The sequence below is a fragment of the Rickettsia sp. Tenjiku01 genome (assembly GCF_001653015.1).
Lineage (GTDB): Bacteria > Pseudomonadota > Alphaproteobacteria > Rickettsiales > Rickettsiaceae > Rickettsia > Rickettsia rickettsii.
Genome location: NZ_BCMR01000008.1, coordinates 46321 through 67660 on the forward strand (window position 1 = coordinate 46321; position 21340 = coordinate 67660).

A 21340-nucleotide genomic window follows, 5' to 3' on the forward strand; every position below is an offset into this window, starting at 1 on the left:
AATCGGTACTAATATGCTGATTGTTATGGGAATAGCGAAAGTCAATTTTGTTTTGAAATATTTGGCAAAAAAAGATGAAAACCCAAAAATGCTTAATATTGGTATTATGATCATATTAATTTGTAAATAATTTTTTGGTCATTGCGTGAACCGGTAAAACCCACTGTGTCACCCTGTGGCTTAACCACGGGGTCCAAAAAACAATAAAAAATACTAATAATTTTAGTATTTTTAACTGGATCCCGTGGTCAAGCCACGGGATGACAGAGGTGAAATTGATTCACGCAACAAGGCCACGCGGAAATGATATAGAACGAAAATGTCCGGTACTATAGGTATCCAATACCCGCTCGCAACAACGCCTTTATCACCCGTGTTTAATTTTAGCTTGTGCTGCGGCGATTCTTGCTATAGGGATCCGGTATGGAGAACAAGAAATATAGTTTAAATTCATTCTATGAAAAAATTCTATAGAGGCAGGGTTCCCTGCATGTTCTCCGCAAGCTCCGAGTTTCAAATTAGCATTACTGCTTTTTCCGCGTTTTATAGCAATTTCAATTAATTCTCCTACTCCTTCTTCATCGAGAGTAGTAAATGGATCGGATTCAAAAATCTTTTCTTCTAAATAATATGGAAGAAAAGATGCAATATCATCTCTAGAAATTCCATATGTAGTCTGAGTTAAATCATTAGTACCAAAACTAAAATAGTCAACTTCCTTAGCTATTTTCTTACTGCCGAGTGCTGCCCTGGGTAGTTCTATCATAGTACCGAGCGTAAAGGAAAACTTATATCTATAACGTTGCTCTAATTCCTCTATTACCGCATAAATATCCATTTTAAGCTTTTTTATTTCACATACATTGCTAATTAAAGGGATCATTAATTCTAAGTTACATTCTATATGTTCTTTTTTATGTAGCTCAAAAATAGCTGTAAAAATTGCTTCAATTTGCATTTGGTAAATTTCCGGCGAACATATACCAAGTCTACATCCACGGTGACCGAGCATAGGATTTACTTCATGCATAGCATGAAGACGTTGATTAATCATGGATAAAGGTAGATTTAAGCTATTGGCCAAATTCTTTTTATCTTCTTCGGTGGTAGGTAAAAACTCATGTAACGGCGGATCAAGTAATCTAATATTTACCGGTTTATCTTTCATTACTCTGAATAAAGCTTTAAAATCCTCAGTTTGCAGAGGTAATAATTTCTGCACAGCAAGCTTTCTCCGTTCTATATCAGGAGCAATAATCATGTCTCTTACTAAAGGAATTTTATTTTTATCAAAAAACATATGTTCGCTACGACATAAACCTACACCTTGAGCTCCAAACTTTACAGATACTAAAGCATCGTTAACTGTTTCAGCATTTGCACGAACTTTTAAGCTACTAATCTCGTCTGCCCAATCTAAAATTAATTTTGATTCCTCACTGAAAGTAGGTTGAATTAACGGCATTTCACCTAAGAAGATTTTACCACTACCTCCGTCAATCGTTATAATATCACCTTGTTTAATAACTATGTCGCCTGCTGTTAATATTTGCTTTTTCTCATCTATAGATAAATTACTTGTACCGCAAACACAAGGCTTCCCCATACCTCTTGCCACAACTGCAGCATGTGAAGTCATTCCCCCTCTAATAGTTAAAATACCTGAAGAAACATGCATTCCGTTAATATCCTCAGGACTAGTATCATGGCGTACTAAAATTACTTTATGATGATGAGATAATTTTTCAGCATCATAAGGTGAGAATACTGCAATACCTGTTGCAGCCCCAGGAGAAGCAGGTAGCCCCTCAGCAATAGAAGTAAGCCCCTTACTGTAATCAATTCTTGTATGTAATAATTGATTTAATGATTCCGGATCGATTCGCATTAAGGCTTGTTCTTTAGAAATAAGCTTTTCTTCTACCATTTGTACGGCAATATTAATAGCAGCGATGGCTGTTCTTTTTGCAGTACGTGTTTGCAAAATATATAGCTTATTATTTTCTATAGTGAATTCTATATCCTGCATATCTAAGTAATGTGCTTCAAGCTTTTGTGCAATTTGTGATAACTCCTTAAACACTTCCGGCATCATTGCTTGCATAGAATTTGAATCATTTGCAATAATAGGCATGGGTGTTCTAGTTCCCGATACTATGTCTTCACCTTGAGCATTTATTAAAAACTCTCCAAAGAGCTTTTTTTCTCCTGTAGAAGGTGATCTAGTAAAAGCAACTCCCGTAGCTGAAGTTTTACCTAAATTACCGAAAACCATTGCTTGGATATTAATAGCCGTACCGAAATCCTCCGAAATATTATTGATTTTTCTATATATAACCGCTCTATTACTCATCCAAGAATGTAGCACCGCTTTAATTGCCGATTCTAACTGTTCATAAGGATCATTAATTAGTTGCTTAGTATACTTAATATGCAACCGTTTGAAATCATCAATAATTTTTTCTAATAATTCTACGGTAATATCTCTATCTTTATGAATATCGGCTTGCATCTTGTGCTTTTCGTAAATTTGTTCAAATAGATCACTAGGTATAGATAATACCGTTGAACCGTACATTTCTAAAAATCTTTTGTAACTATCAAGAGCAAATCGTTTATCACCGCAGGAATCCGCAAGAGCATTACATACTTCGTTATTCATTCCAAGATTAAGGATAGTATCCATCATTCCAGGCATTGAAATCGTAGAGCCCGAACGCACCGATAACAATAAAGGATTGCTTGTACTGCCGAAAATTTTACCGGTAATTATTTCAAGTTCAGTGATAGCTTTTTTTAAGTCGCTTTGAAAGTTTTTAGGAAAGTTATTATTGTGGGTATAAAAATAATTACATAGCTCTGTAGTTATTGTAAAACCATCAGGAATAGGTAGTTTTAGGTTGGACATTTCGGCAAGACCAGCACCTTTGTTACCAAGTATATTTTTCATGCTAGCGTTTCCATCACTACCATTACTGCCAAAATAATAAATTAATTTTTTCATATCATATATCAAAATTTGCTAACAATTTATGTGTTTAGAAGCATTAAATACATATTTATACAGTATGAAAAAAATAGTAGCAACGTTAAATTAAGAATATCTTTAATAAAATAGTTGAAATTTTAAATTGTTATTATACTTATTAATTTAATTATATTCTGTGTACAAAAGTCAAATTAAAAAAATCTTATTAATTTTCGCTAAAAAATATCTCAAAATAGCAAATCAATTAGAAACCTTCACAGAACCTAATAAGTTAATTGAACTTATTCTAAATGTTATTGACTAATTTAAGAAAATTGACCATAATACTAAATGGTCGTGCAGTTGCGTGATGATATAGCAAAGCTATAGATCACGAGGAAAGTCCGGACTCTATAGAGGTATGGTGCCGGTTAACCTCCGGCAGAGTATTATTACTTTAGGGACAGTACCACAGAAAATACACCGCCAAGTATGAATACGAAGATCAACTTCAAAAAGAGCTAGGAGTTCACAAGACGAGGAACGGAGCGTATACTTAATACGTGAGTACCGTAGTACTTGTGAAATGACGCAGCCAATTTTTGCAGTTGATCAAGTATTTTTGGTAAGGGTGAAAAGGTACGGTAAGAGCGTACCGGTAAGTTGGTAACAAATTACGCATGGTAAACCCCACCAAGAGCAAGATCAAATAGGCGTTACAGAACTTATCAAGTTCCCGGGTTATCTCTAGCCGGCTTGTAATGCGGGTAGATCGCTTGAGGTAAACGGTAACGTTTATCCTAGATAAATAACTGCAATGAATTTATATTCATACAGAATCCGGCTTATAGACCTTATTGTCATCCCGCGACTTGATCGCGGGAGCTTAGAAAATAGCTTAACAAATATTGATAGATCCTGCGATCAAGTCGCGGAATGACTAGGACTGTAACACAATTTAATGAAAAAGTTATATCATAATCCTATTTGTCCTCTTTCAAGACAAGCCCGTGTCTTCTTAAAAGAATTAGATATAGAATTTACTACGATTAAAGAAGATTATTGGCAATTCAATAAAGATTTCTTAAACATAAATCCTGCCGGAACTTTACCTATTTTAGCAGAATCATACGGCTTATTTGTGGTAGGTATTTATCCTTTTGTTGAATATCTTAATAGCAAATATCCGAATTTTAATTTTTTAGATGAAGATATTGATATTTGTTGCGAAATTAGACGATTATTCTTTTGGTTTAACGATAAATTTTATCGTGAAGTGACTAAGATTATTATCGATGAAAAAGTTATAAGATCAATTGCTAAAATGAGCAGCCCACGAACCGAGTTTTTACGTGTTGCAAAAAAGAATTTAAATTATCACTTAGAATATATAACTTCTTTACTAGAAAAAAGAAGTTATCTTGTATCGGATTCACTAACTATTGCCGATATTGCCGCAAGTTGTCACTTATCGGTACTCGATTATTTCGGTGAGATTTATTGGGATAAATGGACGCTTATCAAACATTGGTATTCACTAATTAAATCAAGACCAGCTTTTAGGTTATTACTACAAGATAGAATCCCTGGCTTTACCCCTCCAAACTATTATACAGATTTAGATTTTTGAATAGACTTCTTCGGCAACTCTACTTCTAGAGGTAATTTGTGCGTCAATTCGCTGCTCGCATCCTTCTCACGTACTTCTACGTACGCTGCGGTTCTGTTGTGCTGCGTGTTTCCTACAAATTCCTCTCTATAAGCGTGTTTCCAAAGAAGTCTAATATATAATTTAATAATTTGATTCTTTCCGTATCATGAGCTTTTAGTATTTTATGAATCTTATTAAGAGATTGATTTTTTATGAGTGCAGGCTCATATTCAAGATGAACTCCACTTAAAATAGCTGTCCCGTCGCCGTAAGTACATTTTATTATTGCAGCCTGAGAATCCTCATAACTTGCTATTATTTCAGTATCTTTGGTATTTTCTGCATCAATAAAATATCCACCGCCATTATAAAAAGCATAACAATTCTTAATATTTAAATTAAGTGTTGGATTTATTTTGAGATAAGCGGCTCTTGCTCCTTTATGTGAGTTGTAATAATAAGGAGCAAGCAATGGTCCTCTAACCGTTCCATTGAAAATCTTTAATTCTCTTTTACTTATAACCTCTATATTTGTTCCTTTAGCGAATTCTACATAGTTACCGCTGTAGTAACTGCCTGCACATATCCCAAGAAAATTACCACCGTTTTTAATATAATTCTTTATATTAGCATTTCCTTTGCCTTGCAATTTTTGTACATAGTATAAATCTCTTCCACCGAGTAAAATAAGTAATAAGGTGTTTTGAACCCACTTTTCGTGTATAATTTCTTGTGCAGTAATATAATCTACGTTATACTTTGGAGCATAAAGTCTTAAGGTATGCACGCAATGCTTAATACTTTCTTTTGAAACTCCTAGATCATTATAAATTTTTATTTTCATTTTTATATTCTTGACAAGGACATTATATAATTCTATTTAGTGTAATTACTTAAAAATAAATCATGCGGTAATTTTATGCAACTTAATTCAATCTCACTACCGTTAACCACAAGGCAAGCAATAGAAATAGTTTTAGGAGTGGCATTACTTACTATTTGTTCACAAATAGTAATACCTATAAAGCCTATATTTATTTCATTGCAAACCGTTGCAGTGATATTCATCGGACTTACATATAATAAGACTACCGCACCTTTAACAATATTATCTTTCATAACTCTTGGAGCAATGGGAATCCCTGTGTTCGGAGAATTTTCCAGCGGTGTACGAATATTATTCGGTCCTACCGGAGGATATCTAGCAGGTTTTGTAATTGCCGTATATGTTATGGTTAGCTTAAAAGATAAAATTTTTACTTCTAATCAATGGTTAAATCAGATATCTTTATGTTTGATCGGTAATATAATTATTATGAGTTTAGGCTGGATGTGGCTCTCTACACTCTTAGGAGTAAGCGGTGCCTTTTACGGCGGCGTATTACCTTTTATAATACCGGGAATAATTAAATCAGTATTATTAATTGGACTTATCAATGCAGTAAAACCAAAAACTCGATGAACTGCAGTATTGCCTAAAAACAGTTGATCTAAAGTTTCGATGTCATTTCCGCGCAAACGGGAATCCGCTACTTTTAAGCTTTCTAAAAGCTTGATTTATCTCGCTTTACCCTGGATTCCCGATTGTGCGGGAATGACACCGAGTAGGTTTTTCGAGCCATGCAAAAACACCACCTTTGCAGGAATGGCATCGATCTTTAAGTTGACAACAAATATGGTATAACTCTATCATTCATGAAAAAAATCAATAACAATGCTAATGCCGCATTTTCCGGTGCCGACCTGGAAAAATAACATTAAATATGATCTTGAAAATATAGCAAGACTTTTAAGAGCCTTAGGTAACTCTCATTTAAGGCTTCCTCCCGTCATACATATAGCAGGTACAAACGGTAAAGGTTCAAGTAGTGCTATGCTTAAAAGCATCTTTACGCTTGCCGGTTATAAGGTACATTGCTATACATCTCCTCATTTATTAGAATTTAATGAACGAATCGTAGTAGCAGGTGAGAAAATCTCGGATAATGAATTATGGCAGGTTTGTGAGCAGGTGAGGATAGCAAGCGAAAAATTTAATATTGAACCTAGCTTCTTTGAAGGTACTACGGCAGCAGCGTTTCTAGCATTTGAGAAAACAAAAGCCGATATATTAATTTTAGAGACGGGACTAGGCGGTCGGTTAGACGCAACAAATATAGTAGAACAACCGTTAATTACTTTAATTACACCTATTTCATATGATCATATGCATATGCTGGGTAATACATTACCCCTAATAGCAGTTGAGAAAGCTGGTATTATGAAGTCTTGCGTTCCTTGCGTTATAAGTATGCAAGTTTTGGAAGTTTATGAAACATTATTTGCCAAGGCTGAAGAGTTAGAAGTACCGAGTTTCTGTTATGAATATGATTTCGGTATTAAAAAGACGGACAACGGATTTATTTATTCATCACGAAATTTTACCTATGAGTTTCCGACTCCTTCGCTACTTGGTGATCATCAATTAATAAATGCTGCAAGCGTTATTGCCTTAATAAGCCTTATTAACAAACAATTTAATATTAATAATGAGGTTATTGCTAAAGGATTACAAAATACTATTTGGCCTGCTAGAATCGAAAAAATAGAACCGAAAAAATATTCTAAATTAATAGGTGATAATGTTCAAATTTGGATAGACGTAGCTCACAATAATAGCGGAGCTCAAGTTTTGGCAAATTGGATGCGTGATAATTTAAAATCATCGATATATTTAATACTCGGTATGACTAAAAATAGGAATATTGAGGAATTTTGCTCTTACTTTAAGGATTTGACAATTAAAGGTTACGGCGTTAAAGTTTTATCCGAACCGCTAAGTCATAGTGCAGAAACAATAAATTTGGAAGGCAGAAAGAGTGGTATTGATTTTAGCGAAAGTGACTCACTCGAAGAAGCGATTAGTGATATAAAGAAGATAAACGGCGATAATAAAGCAAATATTATAATAACCGGATCGCTTTATTTAGCTTCCGATTTTTATAAGTTACTATGATGTCATGTCTGCGTGGATACTAAATCGTCATTGCAAGCAACTGCAAGGAGCGTGGCAATCTCATAAAGTAGGACTCCTGAGATTGCTTCGTCAAAATTTTCAATTTTTCCTCGCAATGACGTATTGATTCCCGCTATTATAAATATATAAAAACCAACATAGGAGAAAATAACATGACCTATTGCAACAAATCTAATCAAACCTCATATCCTTTTATCTTACCTGATTTACCTTATGAGAAAGAAAGTTTTAAACCACATTTTACTCTCGAGACTTTTGATTATCATCATGGTAAGCATCATAATACTTATGTACAAAATCTAAACAATTTACTCAAAGATAAAGAAGCATTACAAAAAAAAGATTTAGAAGAAATAATAGAATGGTCATCACAAAACTCAAATGCGGCTATTTTTAATAACGCAGCCCAAATATGGAATCATACCTTTTTTTGGCATTCAATAAAGCCGCAGGGCGGAGGTAAGCCAAGCGGTAAAATATTAGAACAAATTAATAAAGATTTCGGTAGTTTTGAAGAGTTTTGCGAACAGTTTAAGCAAGAGGCAGTAGGGCAATTCGGTAGCGGCTGGGCATGGCTTGTATATCACGATAATAGGTTACAAATTATAAAAACCGCTAATGCCGGTACACCTATAGCACACGGTATGAAGCCGCTTCTTGCATGTGATGTATGGGAACATGCTTATTATATTGATTATCGTAACAAACGACCTGATTATGTTGACATATTTATTAAGCATATGATTAACTGGAAGTTTGTAGAAGATAACTTAATAAAATAAAACTATGGCTGATATAAAGGTAAGAAAACATCCTATTATTAATAATCTGAAGCAAGAGTCACAAACTCCTGTAGTTAATGAGCAATCTGATATATTAGAGGAGTTAAAAGACCTAAAAAAATTCAACAATCTTCTAGCAATCAAACAAAAACATTGCAGGAGTTAGAGCAAGCACAGAAAGCTCCTATCGAATATATAGCTTTTAGTGGCGGAGCTAAGGGAGTAATATATTCCGGAGCTTATGAGACAGCAAAAAAAGCTGGTATTTTAGATAATGTCAAGGCGGTCGCAGGTTCTTCCGCTGGTGCTATAACTGCCACAGTGGTAGCTCTTGGGACACCCGCCTGAGCGATTTGAAGAAATTTCTAAAAATACAAATCTGCAAACTTTACTTGGAAAAAAAGGATTTTCTACGGATATAGTACAGTTAAATAAAGACGGTAAACCTTTATATGCTCTATTAGAACTTGTTATTAAAGAAAATATAGGAAATTTTTTACAGAGCTCAGATATATAGTAAATGTTAAATATGATAAAGCGCTTGATGAATTAAGAGAAAGATACAACCAAAAGACGGTAAAATATATTTTAAGGATATAGCGTTACTGCGAAAATACAATCCAGTGCAGTATAAAGATTTAGTAATTATGGCAACTCAGCAAGAGACAAGTGAACTAACTATTTTCAATAGCTTTGATACGCCAAATGTTGAAATTACTTTAGCTTGCTGTGCTTCTGCTTCTATACCGCTTGTTTTTAAGCCGGTAGAAATTGACAGTACAAAATATATAGACGGCGGATATAGAGATAATATACCGACAAAATATTTTAAAGGCAATGAACTGGAATTTGATACAAAAGCAATAACTGATAATATGGAGGAGATTACCTTAGCTAAAAAACAAGGTAGAACTCTAGCTATTGCTTTTGGTACGGGTATGGAAGCTGATGCAAATATTATATTTAGTGTAAATGCAAAAAAATTTGAAAGCCCAAGTGATATCTGTAAAGTTTTTAGCTGATATATTATTTAAGACACTTGCAAAAGTAGGAGGAAAATTTAAATATACTGAAACTCTAAGAGCAACTAATGAACAGTTACGTGAAAATGCTTTAAACACTGCTGTTTTAGATACTGCCGGAATAGATACTTTGGATTTCAAAGATGCACAAAAATATTCTAATTATTTGCATATTAAAGGATATTGTCAAACTAGAGAACATTTGAATAATCATGACCTTGGCAAAGAAGCAGATAAAATATTTGACCATCAAAAATTTCTACTAAATGTTTATGAAGTTTATGATACTAAAAATCTACATAAAACATTTGGCACTAAATTGTTAGAAATGTTTATTCAGTCAAAAGAAAATAATACTTCTAAATGGCAAGAAGGAGTTATTGAAAATCATGATGATAAAGCAAAGATGTTATTATCATTTTGTAAAACCGGAGCATTAAACGCAAAAGAATTAAATGCAAAGCTTAAAGAATATGTAATTATTGCTGCAACTAGTCGTAATAATACACTAAAAGCCGATACAAACTCATTGAACGTTTTATTGTATACCTTAAATGATACTGCTGCTTCAAGTAAAATAAAAGATAGTGTCATTGAGGTACTTGGAATAGATAAAAATAAAGATGTAAGATTTGATAAAACTAAAACCTTTGATGAAAATATTGCTAAGTTTAAATTTACTAAACAAGATTTAGAAAGCTTTATAACTAAGAGTAAAAGCGAAGCACCAAAAATTCAAAGCAAACATAGTGTAGCTACAAGTCATGTCAGTAGGGGGCGAGTTAGGTGTTTTTATGTCATTCCTGCGAAAGCGGGAATGACATCGAGCGGGTTTTTCAAGCCATGCAACAAAGCTCGCCTTTTCTCGCAATGACGGCTACTCAAAAAAAAATGAATATCGGTAAATTTAAACTAATTGTTTTTGACAAACTAGACAGTACAAACTCTGAGGCTATGAAAATGGCTCAGAATGCTAAAGTTGATTCAAACTATGCAGTACTTGCCAAATCTCAAACTAATGGACGTGGTAGAAGCGGCAAAAACTGGCAGTCTAGGTCAGGTAACTTACATGTAAGTTTACTAATAAAGCCTGATAAAGAGCTAGAATTATTGCCGCAATTATCTTTTGTTACGGCACTGAGCGTTTATGAGAGTATAACCTCTTTATGTCACTCCCATAGTTCTCTATGTCATTCCCGCGAAAGCGGGAATGACATAAGGAACGAAAATAACATTATACAACTAAAATGGCCCAATGATGTATTAATTAACAGTCGGAAAATTGCCGGTATACTTCTTGAATCTGTTAAAGTAGAAAATAATTATTACCTTATTATCGGTATCGGCATTAATATTACCTATCACCCTGATAATATCGACCAGCCTACTACTAGCTTAATAAGCGAAAATCTACCACCTATAGAACCGCAAGCTTTACTTGAGATATTAATAGAAAATTTTGAAGAATATTATCAAATTTGGCATAATAACGGTTTTCCTTTTATTAGAAAAAAATGGTTAGAACATGCTTATAAGTTATATGAAAATATTAGCGTTAAATATCAAAATGATATAGTAACCGGTCTTTTTAAAGATATCGATAATACCGGCAGAATAATATTGCAACTACCGTCCAAAAAAATAATCTCTTTTTCCACTGCCGAACTTTTTTTTAGCAAAAATATTACTAAATTTAAATTGTAGATTTAATTTTTGTTAACTTCTACTTAAGCTCCAATTTAACAAGGTAATAAATATATGCCCCAAGAGAATAACAACCCAAGTTATCTGTCTCAAGCATTTTTAATAAATGCATATGAGCAATTAAACGAATTTAAAAAACTTTCTTCTAATAACATTCGTACATTAATGCAAGATTTTATAAAATTGAAAAAGCTTTTAAATGTACACTATTTACGTGTAATAATAACGCATGTGAAGGTTTAGTAGAATTATATGACGAAGTAATAAAAAATGCCTAATTATGAACTTCAAAATATAAATATAACACAATTTAAAGATATTATGGTCTTAGTCGGAAGAGAACTTAAGCATGAACAATGTATAAATACCTCCTTATTGTCAGTAAATATTAATGAAAAATTTCTCAAACCAAGTGTTGTTACTCACGTAAAAACTATTGAAATATGTCAACAGCAAAATAGTGAAGATCCTTTCGCAATTAACGAGTCAGAAATATTTAATCAAAAATGCAAGGTTAAGCAGTACGGAATTTGAGCAATTTAATAGCTTTTTTAAAGCAAGATGTGGAAGTAATGGTGCTTTGAGATTTAGGAATGATGCAGATTATAGAGGAATTAACGAAGTTATTGCTAAAGGGGACGGTAATTTAAATAAATTTCAGCTAAGGAAGGTATATGGCGATCCTATTGCTCCTTACGAGAGTTATCACTAAACCGGTTAATAATAGTGTCATTCTATACATTAATAATGTAAGAACTATGGGCATTGTAGATTACAACGATGGTATAGTGACCTTACCAAGTCCCTTAGGTCAAGATGTAATTTTAACTGCTGATTTTACTTTGGACGTAGCAGTTAGATTTAGTATAGATAGTTTTGAATATTCTTATTGTAATGACGGTTCTATAGCGTGATACAACATAGAGTTAGTGGAGGTGATTATATGAGTATTGCGATTGAAGAGGTAATTACAAAGCTTACGAATTTTGTTTATTGTTTTCAAATTAAGCGAGCTAGCGGTGAGGAATTAAACTTAACAAATAGCGATCATGATTATTGCACTTTATATACAAAATACGATTTTAACTTTTAAATACATTTAAAATCCGAAACGGTAAAATATAATCAGACTATAATTAATCGATATAGTAAAGCATGTAGAGCAGTTTTCGGAGATAGTCAATGTAAAATAGATAAAGCTTTATATAGTGGCATGTATAAGGTTAAAGAAATGCTCAAGGACAGTTTAAGAATACTGGATTTAGATAAAGAAAACGGCTATTATAACGGCGGTCAAATTATATTCAGCAAAATCGTTTTAACAGTAAAGTTCTAAGCAATTTCGGTGATTTGATTATATTAGAGGATATTATACCGGATTATGTTAAAGATGCCGAGGCAGTAAAAATTACTGCCGGATGTGATAAAAATTTTATAACCTGTTGCAATAAATTTAATAATGCTATAAATTTTAGGGGCGAACCGCTAATACCAAAAACAGATTTTATAAATTTAGTATAATCAATGAAACAAAGTTTTATAAAACTAGTATATGCAGAGCTACAGAATATAATAAATATGAAAAGCTCCAAACAACAGCAAAAAAAAGAAACGCAATTAATTGATTATTTTAAAATAGTTGAAAGTAATATATTATATACATTTCAAAAAATAAAACAGGGATATGAAAGAGACTAAACGTTTTTTTAACAAAAATAATAGATTAAATAAAGGTTATGCTAAGACTTTTAGTGTAAACGAACCTGATAATAATTTTTACCGTAAAAAATTTGAACATATATTACCGCCAATTGATTTAATCAGTGAGTATGAGAGTATTTATCCCGGTACTTTACAGGCATTAATGCATATGGCACAACAAGAGCAAGCTCATAAGCATGCTATAGACCTAAAAAACTTGAAAATACAGGCAAGAGTCGCTAAATTAACACGAATCTGTTTATTAATATTTGGAATTTGTCTTGTAGTTTCAATTTTTTTTAAAACTTTCTAAATAAAATTAAAGATAAAATATTGTATTTACTTGTAATTTTAAATAAAATAAGTTAAATGCAATATATATTTATTTATAAACATAATACGGAGACATTTTATTTCTAAAAATAATTTTCCTAAGGCTAATAGAGAAATCAGAGCTAAAGAAGTGCGTTTAGTAGGCGAAAATGGCGCAATGCACGGTGTCGTAAATATTAGAGAAGCATTAGATATGGCGGAAAGAGTCGGTCTTGACTTAGTCGAGATATCACCGAATGCTGTACCCCCTGTCTGTAAAATTCTAGATTTTGGTAAGTTTAAGTACGAAAGCAAAAAACGTTTGCATGAAGCACGCAAAAAACAAAAAATCGTCGTACTTAAAGAAATGAAATTTAAACCTAATATTAGTATAGGTGATTTTGAAACTAAGTTAAGAAAAATAAAAGAATTTTTAAAAGACGGAGATAAAGTAAAAATTTCTTTATGGTTTAAGGGACGAGAGATTCTTCATAAAGAGGTCGGTCAAGAACTATTTAAACGTATAGAAGTAGGGCTCGAAGGACTCGTTAAAATCGATCAGCATGCTAAAATGGAAGGTAAACAGATGATAATGATCGTTAGCCCTGATATTAAGGTGCAATAGCTACTCAAATCGTCATTGCGCGCGAACGTAGAGAGGTGTGGCAATCTCAGGAATGTTACTGTTGCATGAGGTTGCCGCGTCGAGGCTTGGCCTCTCCTCGCAATGACGTGTAATAACAACAATAAAAGGTCAAATCTAAATAAGTTATGCCAATTAAAATTTTAATGCCTGCTTTATCTCCAACTATGACGGAAGGAAATCTAGCTAGGTGGTTAAAAAAAGAAGGGGACAAAGTTAATCCTGGAGAAGTAATTGCTGAAATTGAAACCGATAAAGCAACGATGGAATTAGAAGCAGTAGACGAAGGTATACTGGCCAAAATAGTTATCCCACAAAATAGTCAAAATGTATCTGTTAACTCTTTAATTGCCGTGTTAAGTGAAGAGGGAGAAGAAAAAACAGACATTGATGCGTTTATTGCAAAAAATAATAGTGTATCACCGTTACCGAAAACAGATGCTAATCTTCCGAAACCCCACGAGAATATAGCTAATGTAGAAGAACAGGTAACAGTTATAAAACATGATGCTAGTAAAATATTCGCCTCACCGCTTGCAAAAAGACTTGCAAAAATGGGAAATATTAGGTTTGAGAGCGTGAAAGGTAGCGGTCCACACGGTAGAATAGTCAAACAAGATATCTTATCATATACTCCTAGCACTGCTCATAATAAAATAGTTAGCAGAAATCCTGAAGAATATCGTTTAGTCCCAAATAATAATATCCGCAAGATTATAGCCAAGCGTCTGCTTGAATCTAAACAAACAGTTCCACATTTTTATTTATCTATAGAATGTAATGTCGATAAATTGTTAGATATAAGAGAAGACATTAATAAATCTTTTTCTGAAGATAAATCAACAAGGATATCGGTTAATGATTTTATTATTTTAGCAGTAGCCAAAGCTTTACAAGAAGTGCCAAATGCCAATGCTAGCTGGGGAGAAGATGCAATTAGATATTACAATAATGTCGATATTTCAGTAGCGGTAGCGATTGAGAACGGGCTTGTTACACCGATAGTTAAAAATGCCAATCAAAAAAACATTCTAGAACTATCTTGTGAAATGAAAGCATTAATAAAGAAAGCAAAAGATAATAAATTAACCCCTGAAGAATTTCAGGGCGGAGGGTTTACCATTTCTAACCTCGGTATGTACGGTATTAAGAATTTCAATGCTATAATTAACCCACCGCAAAGTTGTATAATGGGCGTCGGAGCTAGTGCAAAACGTGCTATAGTCAAGAATGATCAAATAACTATAGCAGCAATTATGGACGTAACTCTTTCTGCCGATCACCGAGTAGTAGACGGAGCAGTCGGTGCTGAGTTCTTGGCAGCATTTAAAAAGTTTATAGAGAGTCCCGCTTTGATGTTGATATAAGTTGTCATTACGAGCAGCCATAGGCTGCGTGGCAATCTCGTCAAATATCCTGAGATTGCTTCGTCGCAATTTTCAGTTGCTTCTCATAATAACGTTGAAATCTCACCCATAAACAAATCACAATAAAATAACATGCGTTTTTTAGATAATTTAGCAAAAATTTTAGACAAATACGAAAATTTAGGCAACAAACTATCTTCCGGCATTATGGGAGACGAGTTTGTTAATGCATCTAAAGAATATGCAGAACTTGAAGATGTTGTAGCAAAAATTAAAGAATATAATAAGGCTAAATCTGAGCTTGAAGAAGCAAATAATTTTAAGCTAGAAGTGGGACTTGATAATGCCACTTTAGAAATGATTGAAGACGAAATATACACTCTTGAAAATTCGTTACCAAAACTTGAAAGAGCCGTAAAAATTGCTTTATTACCAAAAGATGATGCGGATAGTAAAAGTGCTATTATTGAAGTTAGAGCAGGAAGCGGCGGAGAAGAAGCGGCACTTTTTGCTGCCGTACTTTTTAATATGTATCAAAGATATGCTGAGTTAAAAGGATGGCGTTTTGAGATATTAGCAATTTCCGATACCGGAATAGGCGGTTATAAAGAAGCATCGGCGTCAATAAAAGGCAAAGATGTATTCTCTAAGCTCAAATTTGAGTCAGGCGTTCATAGAGTACAGAGGGTACCGGAAACGGAATCACAAGGACGTATTCATACTTCGGCAGCAACGGTTGCAGTACTTCCTGAGGCTGAAGAGGTTGATATTAAAATTGAAGATAAAGACTTAAGAATCGATACTTATAGAGCTTCAGGGGCTGGTGGACAGCACGTTAATACTACCGATTCTGCCGTACGTATCACTCATATCCCTACCGGTATTACCGTAGCCTTGCAAGATGAGAAGTCACAGCATAAAAATAAAGCAAAGGCGTTAAAAATTCTACGTGCTAGAATTTATGAAGAAGAACGACGTAAAAAGGAACAAGAAAGAGCCGATAGCAGAAGAGAGCAGGTAGGTTCGGGAGATCGTTCGGAGCGGATACGTACTTATAATTTCCCACAGGGAAGAGTATCCGACCATAGAATCAACTTAACACTTTATAAGATAGACGAAGTAGTTAAAAACGGACAATTAGATGAGTTTGTTGAAGCGTTAATTGCAGATGATGAAGCTAAAAAACTTTTGGAGATATACAGCAAAAATACAGCCTAATAAACAAATGAAACCACAAGCATCTATAAACGGTAAAATCTGGCAGCAGAAACTGATTAACGAAGATATAGTCACCGAGTTATGTCGTAGTTTCAAAATTAGTGATTTACTTGCTAGGATAGTATCATTAAGAGTAAATAATCTAGAGGAAGTAGAAAATTTCTTGAGACCGAAAATCAAAAATTTATTACCTGATCCTTTTCATCTACTTGATATGGAAAAGGCTGTAGATAGAACCATTACAGCTATTTTAAATAACCAAAAAATATGTATCTTTGCCGATTATGATGTAGACGGTGCTACTTCAGCCGCTTTACTTAAAAATATTTTTAGAGATTTAAAGATACTATGTGATATTTATGTTCCTGATCGTATAGCTGAAGGATACGGTCCAACTCCTTTTGCTATGCAAAAAATTAAAGATAACGGCACAGAATTATTAATTACGGTTGATTGCGGTGCTATGGCACATGAAGCCCTAAAATACGCAAAAGACGTTAACCTTGATGTTATAGTAATCGATCATCATATAGCTACGGAAATATTACCGGATGCAGTAGCTATAGTAAATCCAAATCGTATTGATGAAAAAAGCGAATATAAACATTTGGCAGCCGTAGGAGTTGCTTTCTTATTTGCAACTGCAATATTATCGAATTTAAAGAAGCAAAATTATTTCACGCAAACAATGCTGCAGCCTAATCTAATGCAGTATCTAGATTTAGTGGCTCTTGGTACTGTTTGCGATATGATGAAACTAACAGGCTTAAATCGTGCATTTGTTGCAAGCGGATTGAAAGTAATGCAACAAAGGCAAAATATAGGGATTAAAACATTATATGATATGGCAGGGCTGTATGAAATACCAAAATGTTATCATTTAGGGTTTATTCTAGGTCCGCGTATCAATGCAGGCGGTAGAGTAGGAAAGTCAAGTTTAGGGGCTCATCTCCTATCTACTAGTTGTTCTAATGAAGCAAATACATTAGCTAAAGAACTTGAAAAACACAATAATGAGCGTAAAGTAATTGAGTTATTAATGATAGAAGAAGCGATGGACATTGCTTTGACACAACAAGATAGTAGTTTATTATTTATCGTAAAAGAAGGATGGCATCCAGGCGTTATAGGAATCGTTGCCGGCAAATTAAAAGAAAAATTTGATAAGCCGGTGGCAGTTATAGCTTTAAATGACGGGATTGGTAAAGCTTCATGCCGTTCTATTTTAGGTATTGATTTTGGTGCTGAAATTATCAATGCTAAAAGCAAAGATTTGCTAATAGCAGGCGGAGGTCATGCTATGGCGGCAGGTTTTACCGTAACGGCTGAAAAATTACAAGAATTGCAGAATTTTTTTAATAATGCTTTTAGAATTAGTATAACTAAACTAGAAAATTATAAGCATGCGGAATATGATATTGATTTAACGGTTAATAGTGTGAATTTCCCTTTAATGGAGGAATTAAACACTTTAGAGCCTTTCGGTCAAGGAAATCATGAGCCTATATTTAAATTTGATGATTTATTTGTATTAAAAGCGGATATCGTTGGAAGTAAGCATATTAAATGTATGCTTGTTCCAAATAAGCGAGGCTTTGGTAATAAAGCCTTATCTGCTATTGCTTTTAATTCGGTAGGAACTGCATTTGAAGATGTTTTATTAAGCCCTAAAGCAAAAAATATTGCCGCAATAGGAACGTTAAAAACTAATAATTGGCAAGATAATTATACTATTCAATTAATTATAAAAGATATTCTTCTAAAAGAGTAGATAGACTAAGTATATATAATAACAACTTAAAAAATAATAATTTATGAGAAATTTAAAGAAAACAAAAAATACTACAATTGCTAAAGATTTAGCAGAAGTACAAGAGCATTATCAAGATTATCCTTATCCTTTCAGAGACCCAAATCAAGAAAAAGAATATTTACTTGCAACATGCGGTGAGTTCTTAGGAGCATTAAACCATTTTCTATATCAAGGAAAAGAAAATTTTAATAATAATTTTAGATGCTTAATAGCAGGCGGCGGCACCGGTGATTCGACTATTTATCTTGCCGAGCAGTTAAAAGATAAAAATGCCGAAATAATATATCTAGATTTCAGCAAGCCTAGCATGGAAGTAGCACAAAAACGTGCAGAAGTACGAGGTCTTAAAAATATTAAATGGATTAATGATTCAATATTAAATATACCTAATCTAAAACTTGGAAAATTCGATTATATAAATTGTACCGGCGTGCTTCATCATTTAGCAAATCCTGATGAAGGTTTAAAAACTTTAAAAGATTCTTTAAAGCCGACCGGCGGTATGGGTTTAATGGTATATGCTAAATACGGACGTACCGGTGTTTATCAAATTCAGGATTTAATGAAAATGATAAATAAAGATACTAAAAGCCGTATCGAAGAAGTAATGAACGGGAAGCTAATTCTAGATAATTTGCCTGCTACTAACTGGTATAAAAGAGGTTGGGAGTTATTTTCAGATTACCAAAATTTCGGTGATGTCGGAGTTTATGATATGTTCCTGCACAAACAGGATAGAGCCTATTCCGTTCCTGAGTTATATGAATTCGTAGAAAAAGCAAGCTTAAATTTTGTTGATTATCTTGATCCTTTAGAGAAAATGTTATTAAGACCGGAAAATTATATAAAAGATTTTTCACTTCTACAAAAAGTTAAAAAGATGGATAAAGTAACTAGAGAAGCAATTTCCGAAATACTTACCGGTAATATTATTAAACATTCATTTTACGTATCAAATCAAAAAGATAGTGTAGCCTCTCTTGATGACCTTGATAATATACCGTACTTCCATAATATTGCCAATTTTGCTAAACAAATTTATGAGCATTTGGAATCTAATCCTTCAGTAGTAAATAATGTTATTAATTTTACTATTAATAATGGGATATTAAATAATGTTAATATCTCAATGTCGATATTTAGAAGCACTAAATATATTTTTAAATATATGGTAGAAGAGAAAAGTTTAAGAGAAATATTTGATGCGGTACGCAACGAATTAAACCAAGAAATAAGCAATGAGGCCTTATTAAATGAAGTTAAAAACGTATGCATGCCATTACTTAATACAAATGTGTTATTGTTAAAATCAAAGGATTGCTAGAGTTACGTGGATTGATTCATCCGTCATTGCGAGAAGAGGTTACCAGGGGCGTCATGAGCTATGCAGCCGTAAGCTGTGCAGCAATCTCATGCAATAATAATAAACTCCCAAGATTGCTTCGTAATTTTCTCGCAATGACCATTTACCGATTACCTGCTCGCAATGACGATTTGGGTTGACAATGTGCTATTAACGTTGTTAGTATGCTTTTACATACATAGCCAGCTCTTATAAGCTAACAAGATAAATAATTCTTTAAACCGCAAGAATAAATAAAACTTTCTAAAAATCTAATTTGATTCCTAACTTAAAAAGTATATTACTTACCTTTAAACTTGATTGCTAACTCAACTTTTCAATTATAATCTATTAATAATAAAATAATGAACACAACTAATAAAGAATCCACAGCAGAACTTAACAATACCGAATCCAATAACAATTATAATAATTTTGCAGAGAACGGTAATATTATTAATTTAAAACAATTAAAACGTAAATTACCGGAGGAACTACAAGCTCAAGCAGAAGAATTAAAAATTGAAAATATTAATTCATTACTTAAACAAGAATTAGTTTTTGCAATTTTGAAAAAATCCGTAGAGCAGGGAGTTTTAATAGTGGGAGAGGGGGTACTTGAAGTACTACCTGACGGATTTGGTTTTTTACGTTCGCCGGAAGTAAACTACTTAGCAGGCCCTGATGATATTTATATTTCTCCTAGTCAGATTCGTCGCTTTGGTTTGCGTACCGGTGATACTGTAGAAGGTCAGATCAGAGCTCCAAAAGCCGGAGAACGTTATTTTGCTTTACTGAAAGTCAATAGAGTAAATTTTGAAGACCCTTCTAAAGCTTATCATCGTGTTCATTTTGATAATTTAACCCCCTTATATCCTGATGAAAAATTAGGATTAGAACTTGAAAATAATAGTAAAGATAATAAGGATTTTAGTACACGGGTTATTGAACTTGTGGCCCCTATGGGTAAAGGACAACGTGCATTAATAGTAGCACCGCCTCGTACAGGTAAAACCGTATTATTACAAAATATAGCACATGCAATTACAACCAATAATCCGGAAGTATTTTTAATAGTACTGTTAATAGACGAAAGACCTGAAGAAGTAACCGATATGCAACGTTCCGTGCGTGGGGAGGTTGTTAGCTCTACTTTCGATGAACCGGCAAGTAGGCACGTGCAGCTTGCAGAAATGGTTATCAAAAAAGCAAAGCGTTTAGTAGAACATAAAAAAGATGTGGTAATTTTAGTAGATGCGATAACACGTTTAGCTCGTGCTTATAATACCGTAGTGCCGTCATCAGGTAAAGTATTAACGGGCGGTGTTGATGCTAATGCTCTTCAGAGACCTAAAAGATTTTTCGGAGCAGCAAGAAATATTGAAAACGGCGGTTCGCTTACTATAATCGGTACGGCTTTAATTGAAACCGGTTCTCGTATGGATGAGGTAATTTTTGAGGAGTTTAAAGGTACAGGTAATTCCGAGATAGTTCTAGATCGTAAGATTGCCGATAAGCGTATTTATCCGGCTATTGATATAACTAGATCAGGCACTAGAAAAGAAGATTTATTAGTAGATAAAATAATATTAAATAAAATGTGGGTTCTTCGTCGTATTATCGATCCAATGGGTAGCAGTGAAGCAATAGAATTTTTACTCAAAAAACTTGAAAATACTAAAACTAACGGTGAGTTTTTTGAGATGATGAAGAGTCCTGAACGTCCTAAGAACGGTCTATAGTCAATTGATACCTATATTGTGCTTCGTTGTGCGTCGGCTCACCTAATTATATTATAGGC

General features: G+C 33.5%; 19 protein-coding genes, 1 other RNA gene and 3 pseudogenes. 20 read left to right on the forward strand and 3 right to left on the reverse strand.

All coding sequences use genetic code 11. The features are described from left to right. Positions 1 to 13 precede the first annotated feature (13 nt). Positions 14 to 130: a hypothetical protein gene (locus TENJIKU01_RS10600; RefSeq protein ID WP_014273508.1), complete on the forward strand. Its 117-nt coding sequence runs from the start codon at positions 14 to 16 to the stop codon at positions 128 to 130. 237 nt (positions 131 to 367) lie between these two features. Here TENJIKU01_RS10600 and ppdK read toward each other — a convergent pair whose 3' ends face one another. Next, positions 368 to 3004, reverse strand: a complete 2637-nt coding sequence (gene ppdK / locus TENJIKU01_RS02770) for a pyruvate, phosphate dikinase (protein WP_064429122.1) — start codon at positions 3002 to 3004, stop codon at positions 368 to 370. Positions 3005 to 3315: 311 nt separating this feature from the next. Here ppdK and rnpB point away from each other — a divergent pair. Continuing rightward, an RNA gene (rnpB, locus tag TENJIKU01_RS02775) (RNase P RNA component class A) lies at positions 3316 to 3832 on the forward strand. A 97-nt stretch (positions 3833 to 3929) separates the two neighbouring features. Further along, complete coding sequence (locus tag TENJIKU01_RS02780; RefSeq protein ID WP_064429123.1) at positions 3930 to 4598, forward strand: glutathione S-transferase family protein; 669 nt, start codon at positions 3930 to 3932, stop codon at positions 4596 to 4598. Here TENJIKU01_RS02780 and TENJIKU01_RS07355 read toward each other — a convergent pair. Together TENJIKU01_RS07355 and TENJIKU01_RS02785 are read right to left on the reverse strand one after the other, a co-directional pair. Further along, a pseudogene (locus TENJIKU01_RS07355) lies at positions 4586 to 4768 on the reverse strand (palindromic element RPE1 domain-containing protein); the annotation flags it as partial. The gene TENJIKU01_RS02780 and the pseudogene TENJIKU01_RS07355 overlap by 13 nt on opposite strands. Then, complete coding sequence (locus TENJIKU01_RS02785) at positions 4711 to 5463, reverse strand: BPL-N domain-containing protein (protein WP_064429124.1); 753 nt, start codon at positions 5461 to 5463, stop codon at positions 4711 to 4713. The gene TENJIKU01_RS02785 and the pseudogene TENJIKU01_RS07355, both read right to left, overlap by 58 nt. Positions 5464 to 5538: 75 nt before the next feature. On the opposite strand from TENJIKU01_RS02785, the gene TENJIKU01_RS02790 reads away from it, so the two are divergent. From TENJIKU01_RS02790 to rho, 17 genes and pseudogenes are all read left to right on the forward strand, one after another. Continuing rightward, positions 5539 to 6081, forward strand: a complete 543-nt coding sequence (locus TENJIKU01_RS02790; RefSeq protein WP_064429125.1) for a biotin transporter BioY — start codon at positions 5539 to 5541, stop codon at positions 6079 to 6081. A gap of 252 nt (positions 6082 to 6333) precedes the next feature. After that, positions 6334 to 7614, forward strand: a complete 1281-nt coding sequence (locus TENJIKU01_RS02795) for a folylpolyglutamate synthase/dihydrofolate synthase family protein (RefSeq protein WP_064429126.1) — start codon at positions 6334 to 6336, stop codon at positions 7612 to 7614. 173 nt (positions 7615 to 7787) lie between these two features. Further along, on the forward strand, positions 7788 to 8417 hold the full coding sequence (locus tag TENJIKU01_RS02805) for a superoxide dismutase (protein ID WP_064429128.1): 630 nt from the start codon (positions 7788 to 7790) through the stop codon (positions 8415 to 8417). 4 nt (positions 8418 to 8421) lie between these two features. Then, a pseudogene (locus TENJIKU01_RS10605) lies at positions 8422 to 10217 on the forward strand (patatin-like phospholipase family protein); the annotation flags it as partial. A gap of 113 nt (positions 10218 to 10330) precedes the next feature. Continuing rightward, positions 10331 to 11143: a biotin--[acetyl-CoA-carboxylase] ligase gene (locus tag TENJIKU01_RS02830; RefSeq protein WP_064429190.1), complete on the forward strand. Its 813-nt coding sequence runs from the start codon at positions 10331 to 10333 to the stop codon at positions 11141 to 11143. 270 nt (positions 11144 to 11413) lie between these two features. Next, the gene (locus TENJIKU01_RS02835) at positions 11414 to 11677 is read left to right on the forward strand and encodes a hypothetical protein (RefSeq protein ID WP_064429131.1); all 264 of its coding nucleotides are present in this window, start codon (positions 11414 to 11416) and stop codon (positions 11675 to 11677) included. Continuing rightward, positions 11604 to 12057: pseudogene (locus TENJIKU01_RS10610) on the forward strand (TIGR02217 family protein). The gene TENJIKU01_RS02835 and the pseudogene TENJIKU01_RS10610 overlap by 74 nt, the downstream one beginning before the upstream one ends. A gap of 29 nt (positions 12058 to 12086) precedes the next feature. Beyond that, complete coding sequence (locus TENJIKU01_RS08880) at positions 12087 to 12236, forward strand: hypothetical protein (RefSeq protein WP_172795029.1); 150 nt, start codon at positions 12087 to 12089, stop codon at positions 12234 to 12236. A gap of 257 nt (positions 12237 to 12493) precedes the next feature. Next, on the forward strand, positions 12494 to 12664 hold the full coding sequence (locus tag TENJIKU01_RS07375; RefSeq protein ID WP_082894484.1) for a phage BR0599 family protein: 171 nt from the start codon (positions 12494 to 12496) through the stop codon (positions 12662 to 12664). Positions 12665 to 12667: 3 nt separating this feature from the next. Continuing rightward, a complete protein-coding gene (locus TENJIKU01_RS08885; RefSeq protein WP_010977382.1) occupies positions 12668 to 12841 on the forward strand; it encodes a hypothetical protein in 174 nt (57 codons plus the stop codon). Beyond that, positions 12828 to 13157 (forward strand): DUF2335 domain-containing protein, encoded by a 330-nt coding sequence (locus TENJIKU01_RS02845; RefSeq protein ID WP_064429132.1) that lies wholly within the window; start codon positions 12828 to 12830, stop codon positions 13155 to 13157. Before TENJIKU01_RS08885 ends, TENJIKU01_RS02845 begins: the two co-directional genes overlap by 14 nt. 63 nt (positions 13158 to 13220) lie before the next feature. Continuing rightward, a complete protein-coding gene (infC, locus tag TENJIKU01_RS02850; RefSeq protein WP_082894485.1) occupies positions 13221 to 13781 on the forward strand; it encodes a translation initiation factor IF-3 in 561 nt (186 codons plus the stop codon). 146 nt (positions 13782 to 13927) lie between these two features. Then, positions 13928 to 15166 (forward strand): pyruvate dehydrogenase complex dihydrolipoamide acetyltransferase, encoded by a 1239-nt coding sequence (locus TENJIKU01_RS02855; protein ID WP_064429133.1) that lies wholly within the window; start codon positions 13928 to 13930, stop codon positions 15164 to 15166. A 132-nt stretch (positions 15167 to 15298) separates the two neighbouring features. Beyond that, positions 15299 to 16384: a peptide chain release factor 1 gene (gene prfA, locus TENJIKU01_RS02860; protein WP_064429134.1), complete on the forward strand. Its 1086-nt coding sequence runs from the start codon at positions 15299 to 15301 to the stop codon at positions 16382 to 16384. Positions 16385 to 16391: 7 nt separating this feature from the next. After that, positions 16392 to 18155, forward strand: a complete 1764-nt coding sequence (gene recJ, locus TENJIKU01_RS02865; protein WP_064429193.1) for a single-stranded-DNA-specific exonuclease RecJ — start codon at positions 16392 to 16394, stop codon at positions 18153 to 18155. A 43-nt stretch (positions 18156 to 18198) separates the two neighbouring features. Further along, entirely contained in the window at positions 18199 to 19521 is a 1323-nt protein-coding gene (locus tag TENJIKU01_RS02870; protein ID WP_064429135.1) for a class I SAM-dependent methyltransferase, read from the forward strand. A 383-nt stretch (positions 19522 to 19904) separates the two neighbouring features. Then, positions 19905 to 21281: a transcription termination factor Rho gene (gene rho, locus TENJIKU01_RS02875; RefSeq protein ID WP_064429136.1), complete on the forward strand. Its 1377-nt coding sequence runs from the start codon at positions 19905 to 19907 to the stop codon at positions 21279 to 21281. The last annotated feature ends 59 nt before the right edge of the window (positions 21282 to 21340 follow it).

Bases quoted from the DNA above. Each gene is read 5' to 3' on its own strand.
- TENJIKU01_RS02790 (WP_064429125.1), top strand. From the start codon at position 5,539: ATGCAACTTAATTCAATCTCACTACCGTTAACCACAAGGCAAGCAATA.
- TENJIKU01_RS02845 (WP_064429132.1), top strand. From the start codon at position 12,828: ATGAAAGAGACTAAACGTTTTTTTAACAAAAATAATAGATTAAATAAA.
- recJ (WP_064429193.1), top strand. From the start codon at position 16,392: ATGAAACCACAAGCATCTATAAACGGTAAAATCTGGCAGCAGAAACTG.
- TENJIKU01_RS02795 (WP_064429126.1), top strand. From the start codon at position 6,334: ATGCTAATGCCGCATTTTCCGGTGCCGACCTGGAAAAATAACATTAAA.
- TENJIKU01_RS08880 (WP_172795029.1), top strand. From the start codon at position 12,087: ATGAGTATTGCGATTGAAGAGGTAATTACAAAGCTTACGAATTTTGTT.
- TENJIKU01_RS02870 (WP_064429135.1), top strand. From the start codon at position 18,199: ATGAGAAATTTAAAGAAAACAAAAAATACTACAATTGCTAAAGATTTA.
- TENJIKU01_RS02855 (WP_064429133.1), top strand. From the start codon at position 13,928: ATGCCAATTAAAATTTTAATGCCTGCTTTATCTCCAACTATGACGGAA.
- TENJIKU01_RS02785 (WP_064429124.1), bottom strand. From the start codon at position 5,463: ATGAAAATAAAAATTTATAATGATCTAGGAGTTTCAAAAGAAAGTATT.
- TENJIKU01_RS02780 (WP_064429123.1), top strand. From the start codon at position 3,930: ATGAAAAAGTTATATCATAATCCTATTTGTCCTCTTTCAAGACAAGCC.
- TENJIKU01_RS02835 (WP_064429131.1), top strand. From the start codon at position 11,414: ATGCCTAATTATGAACTTCAAAATATAAATATAACACAATTTAAAGAT.
- TENJIKU01_RS02805 (WP_064429128.1), top strand. From the start codon at position 7,788: ATGACCTATTGCAACAAATCTAATCAAACCTCATATCCTTTTATCTTA.
- prfA (WP_064429134.1), top strand. From the start codon at position 15,299: ATGCGTTTTTTAGATAATTTAGCAAAAATTTTAGACAAATACGAAAAT.
- rho (WP_064429136.1), top strand. From the start codon at position 19,905: ATGAACACAACTAATAAAGAATCCACAGCAGAACTTAACAATACCGAA.
- ppdK (WP_064429122.1), bottom strand. From the start codon at position 3,004: ATGAAAAAATTAATTTATTATTTTGGCAGTAATGGTAGTGATGGAAAC.
- TENJIKU01_RS02830 (WP_064429190.1), top strand. From the start codon at position 10,331: ATGAATATCGGTAAATTTAAACTAATTGTTTTTGACAAACTAGACAGT.
- TENJIKU01_RS10600 (WP_014273508.1), top strand. From the start codon at position 14: ATGCTGATTGTTATGGGAATAGCGAAAGTCAATTTTGTTTTGAAATAT.
- TENJIKU01_RS08885 (WP_010977382.1), top strand. From the start codon at position 12,668: ATGAAACAAAGTTTTATAAAACTAGTATATGCAGAGCTACAGAATATA.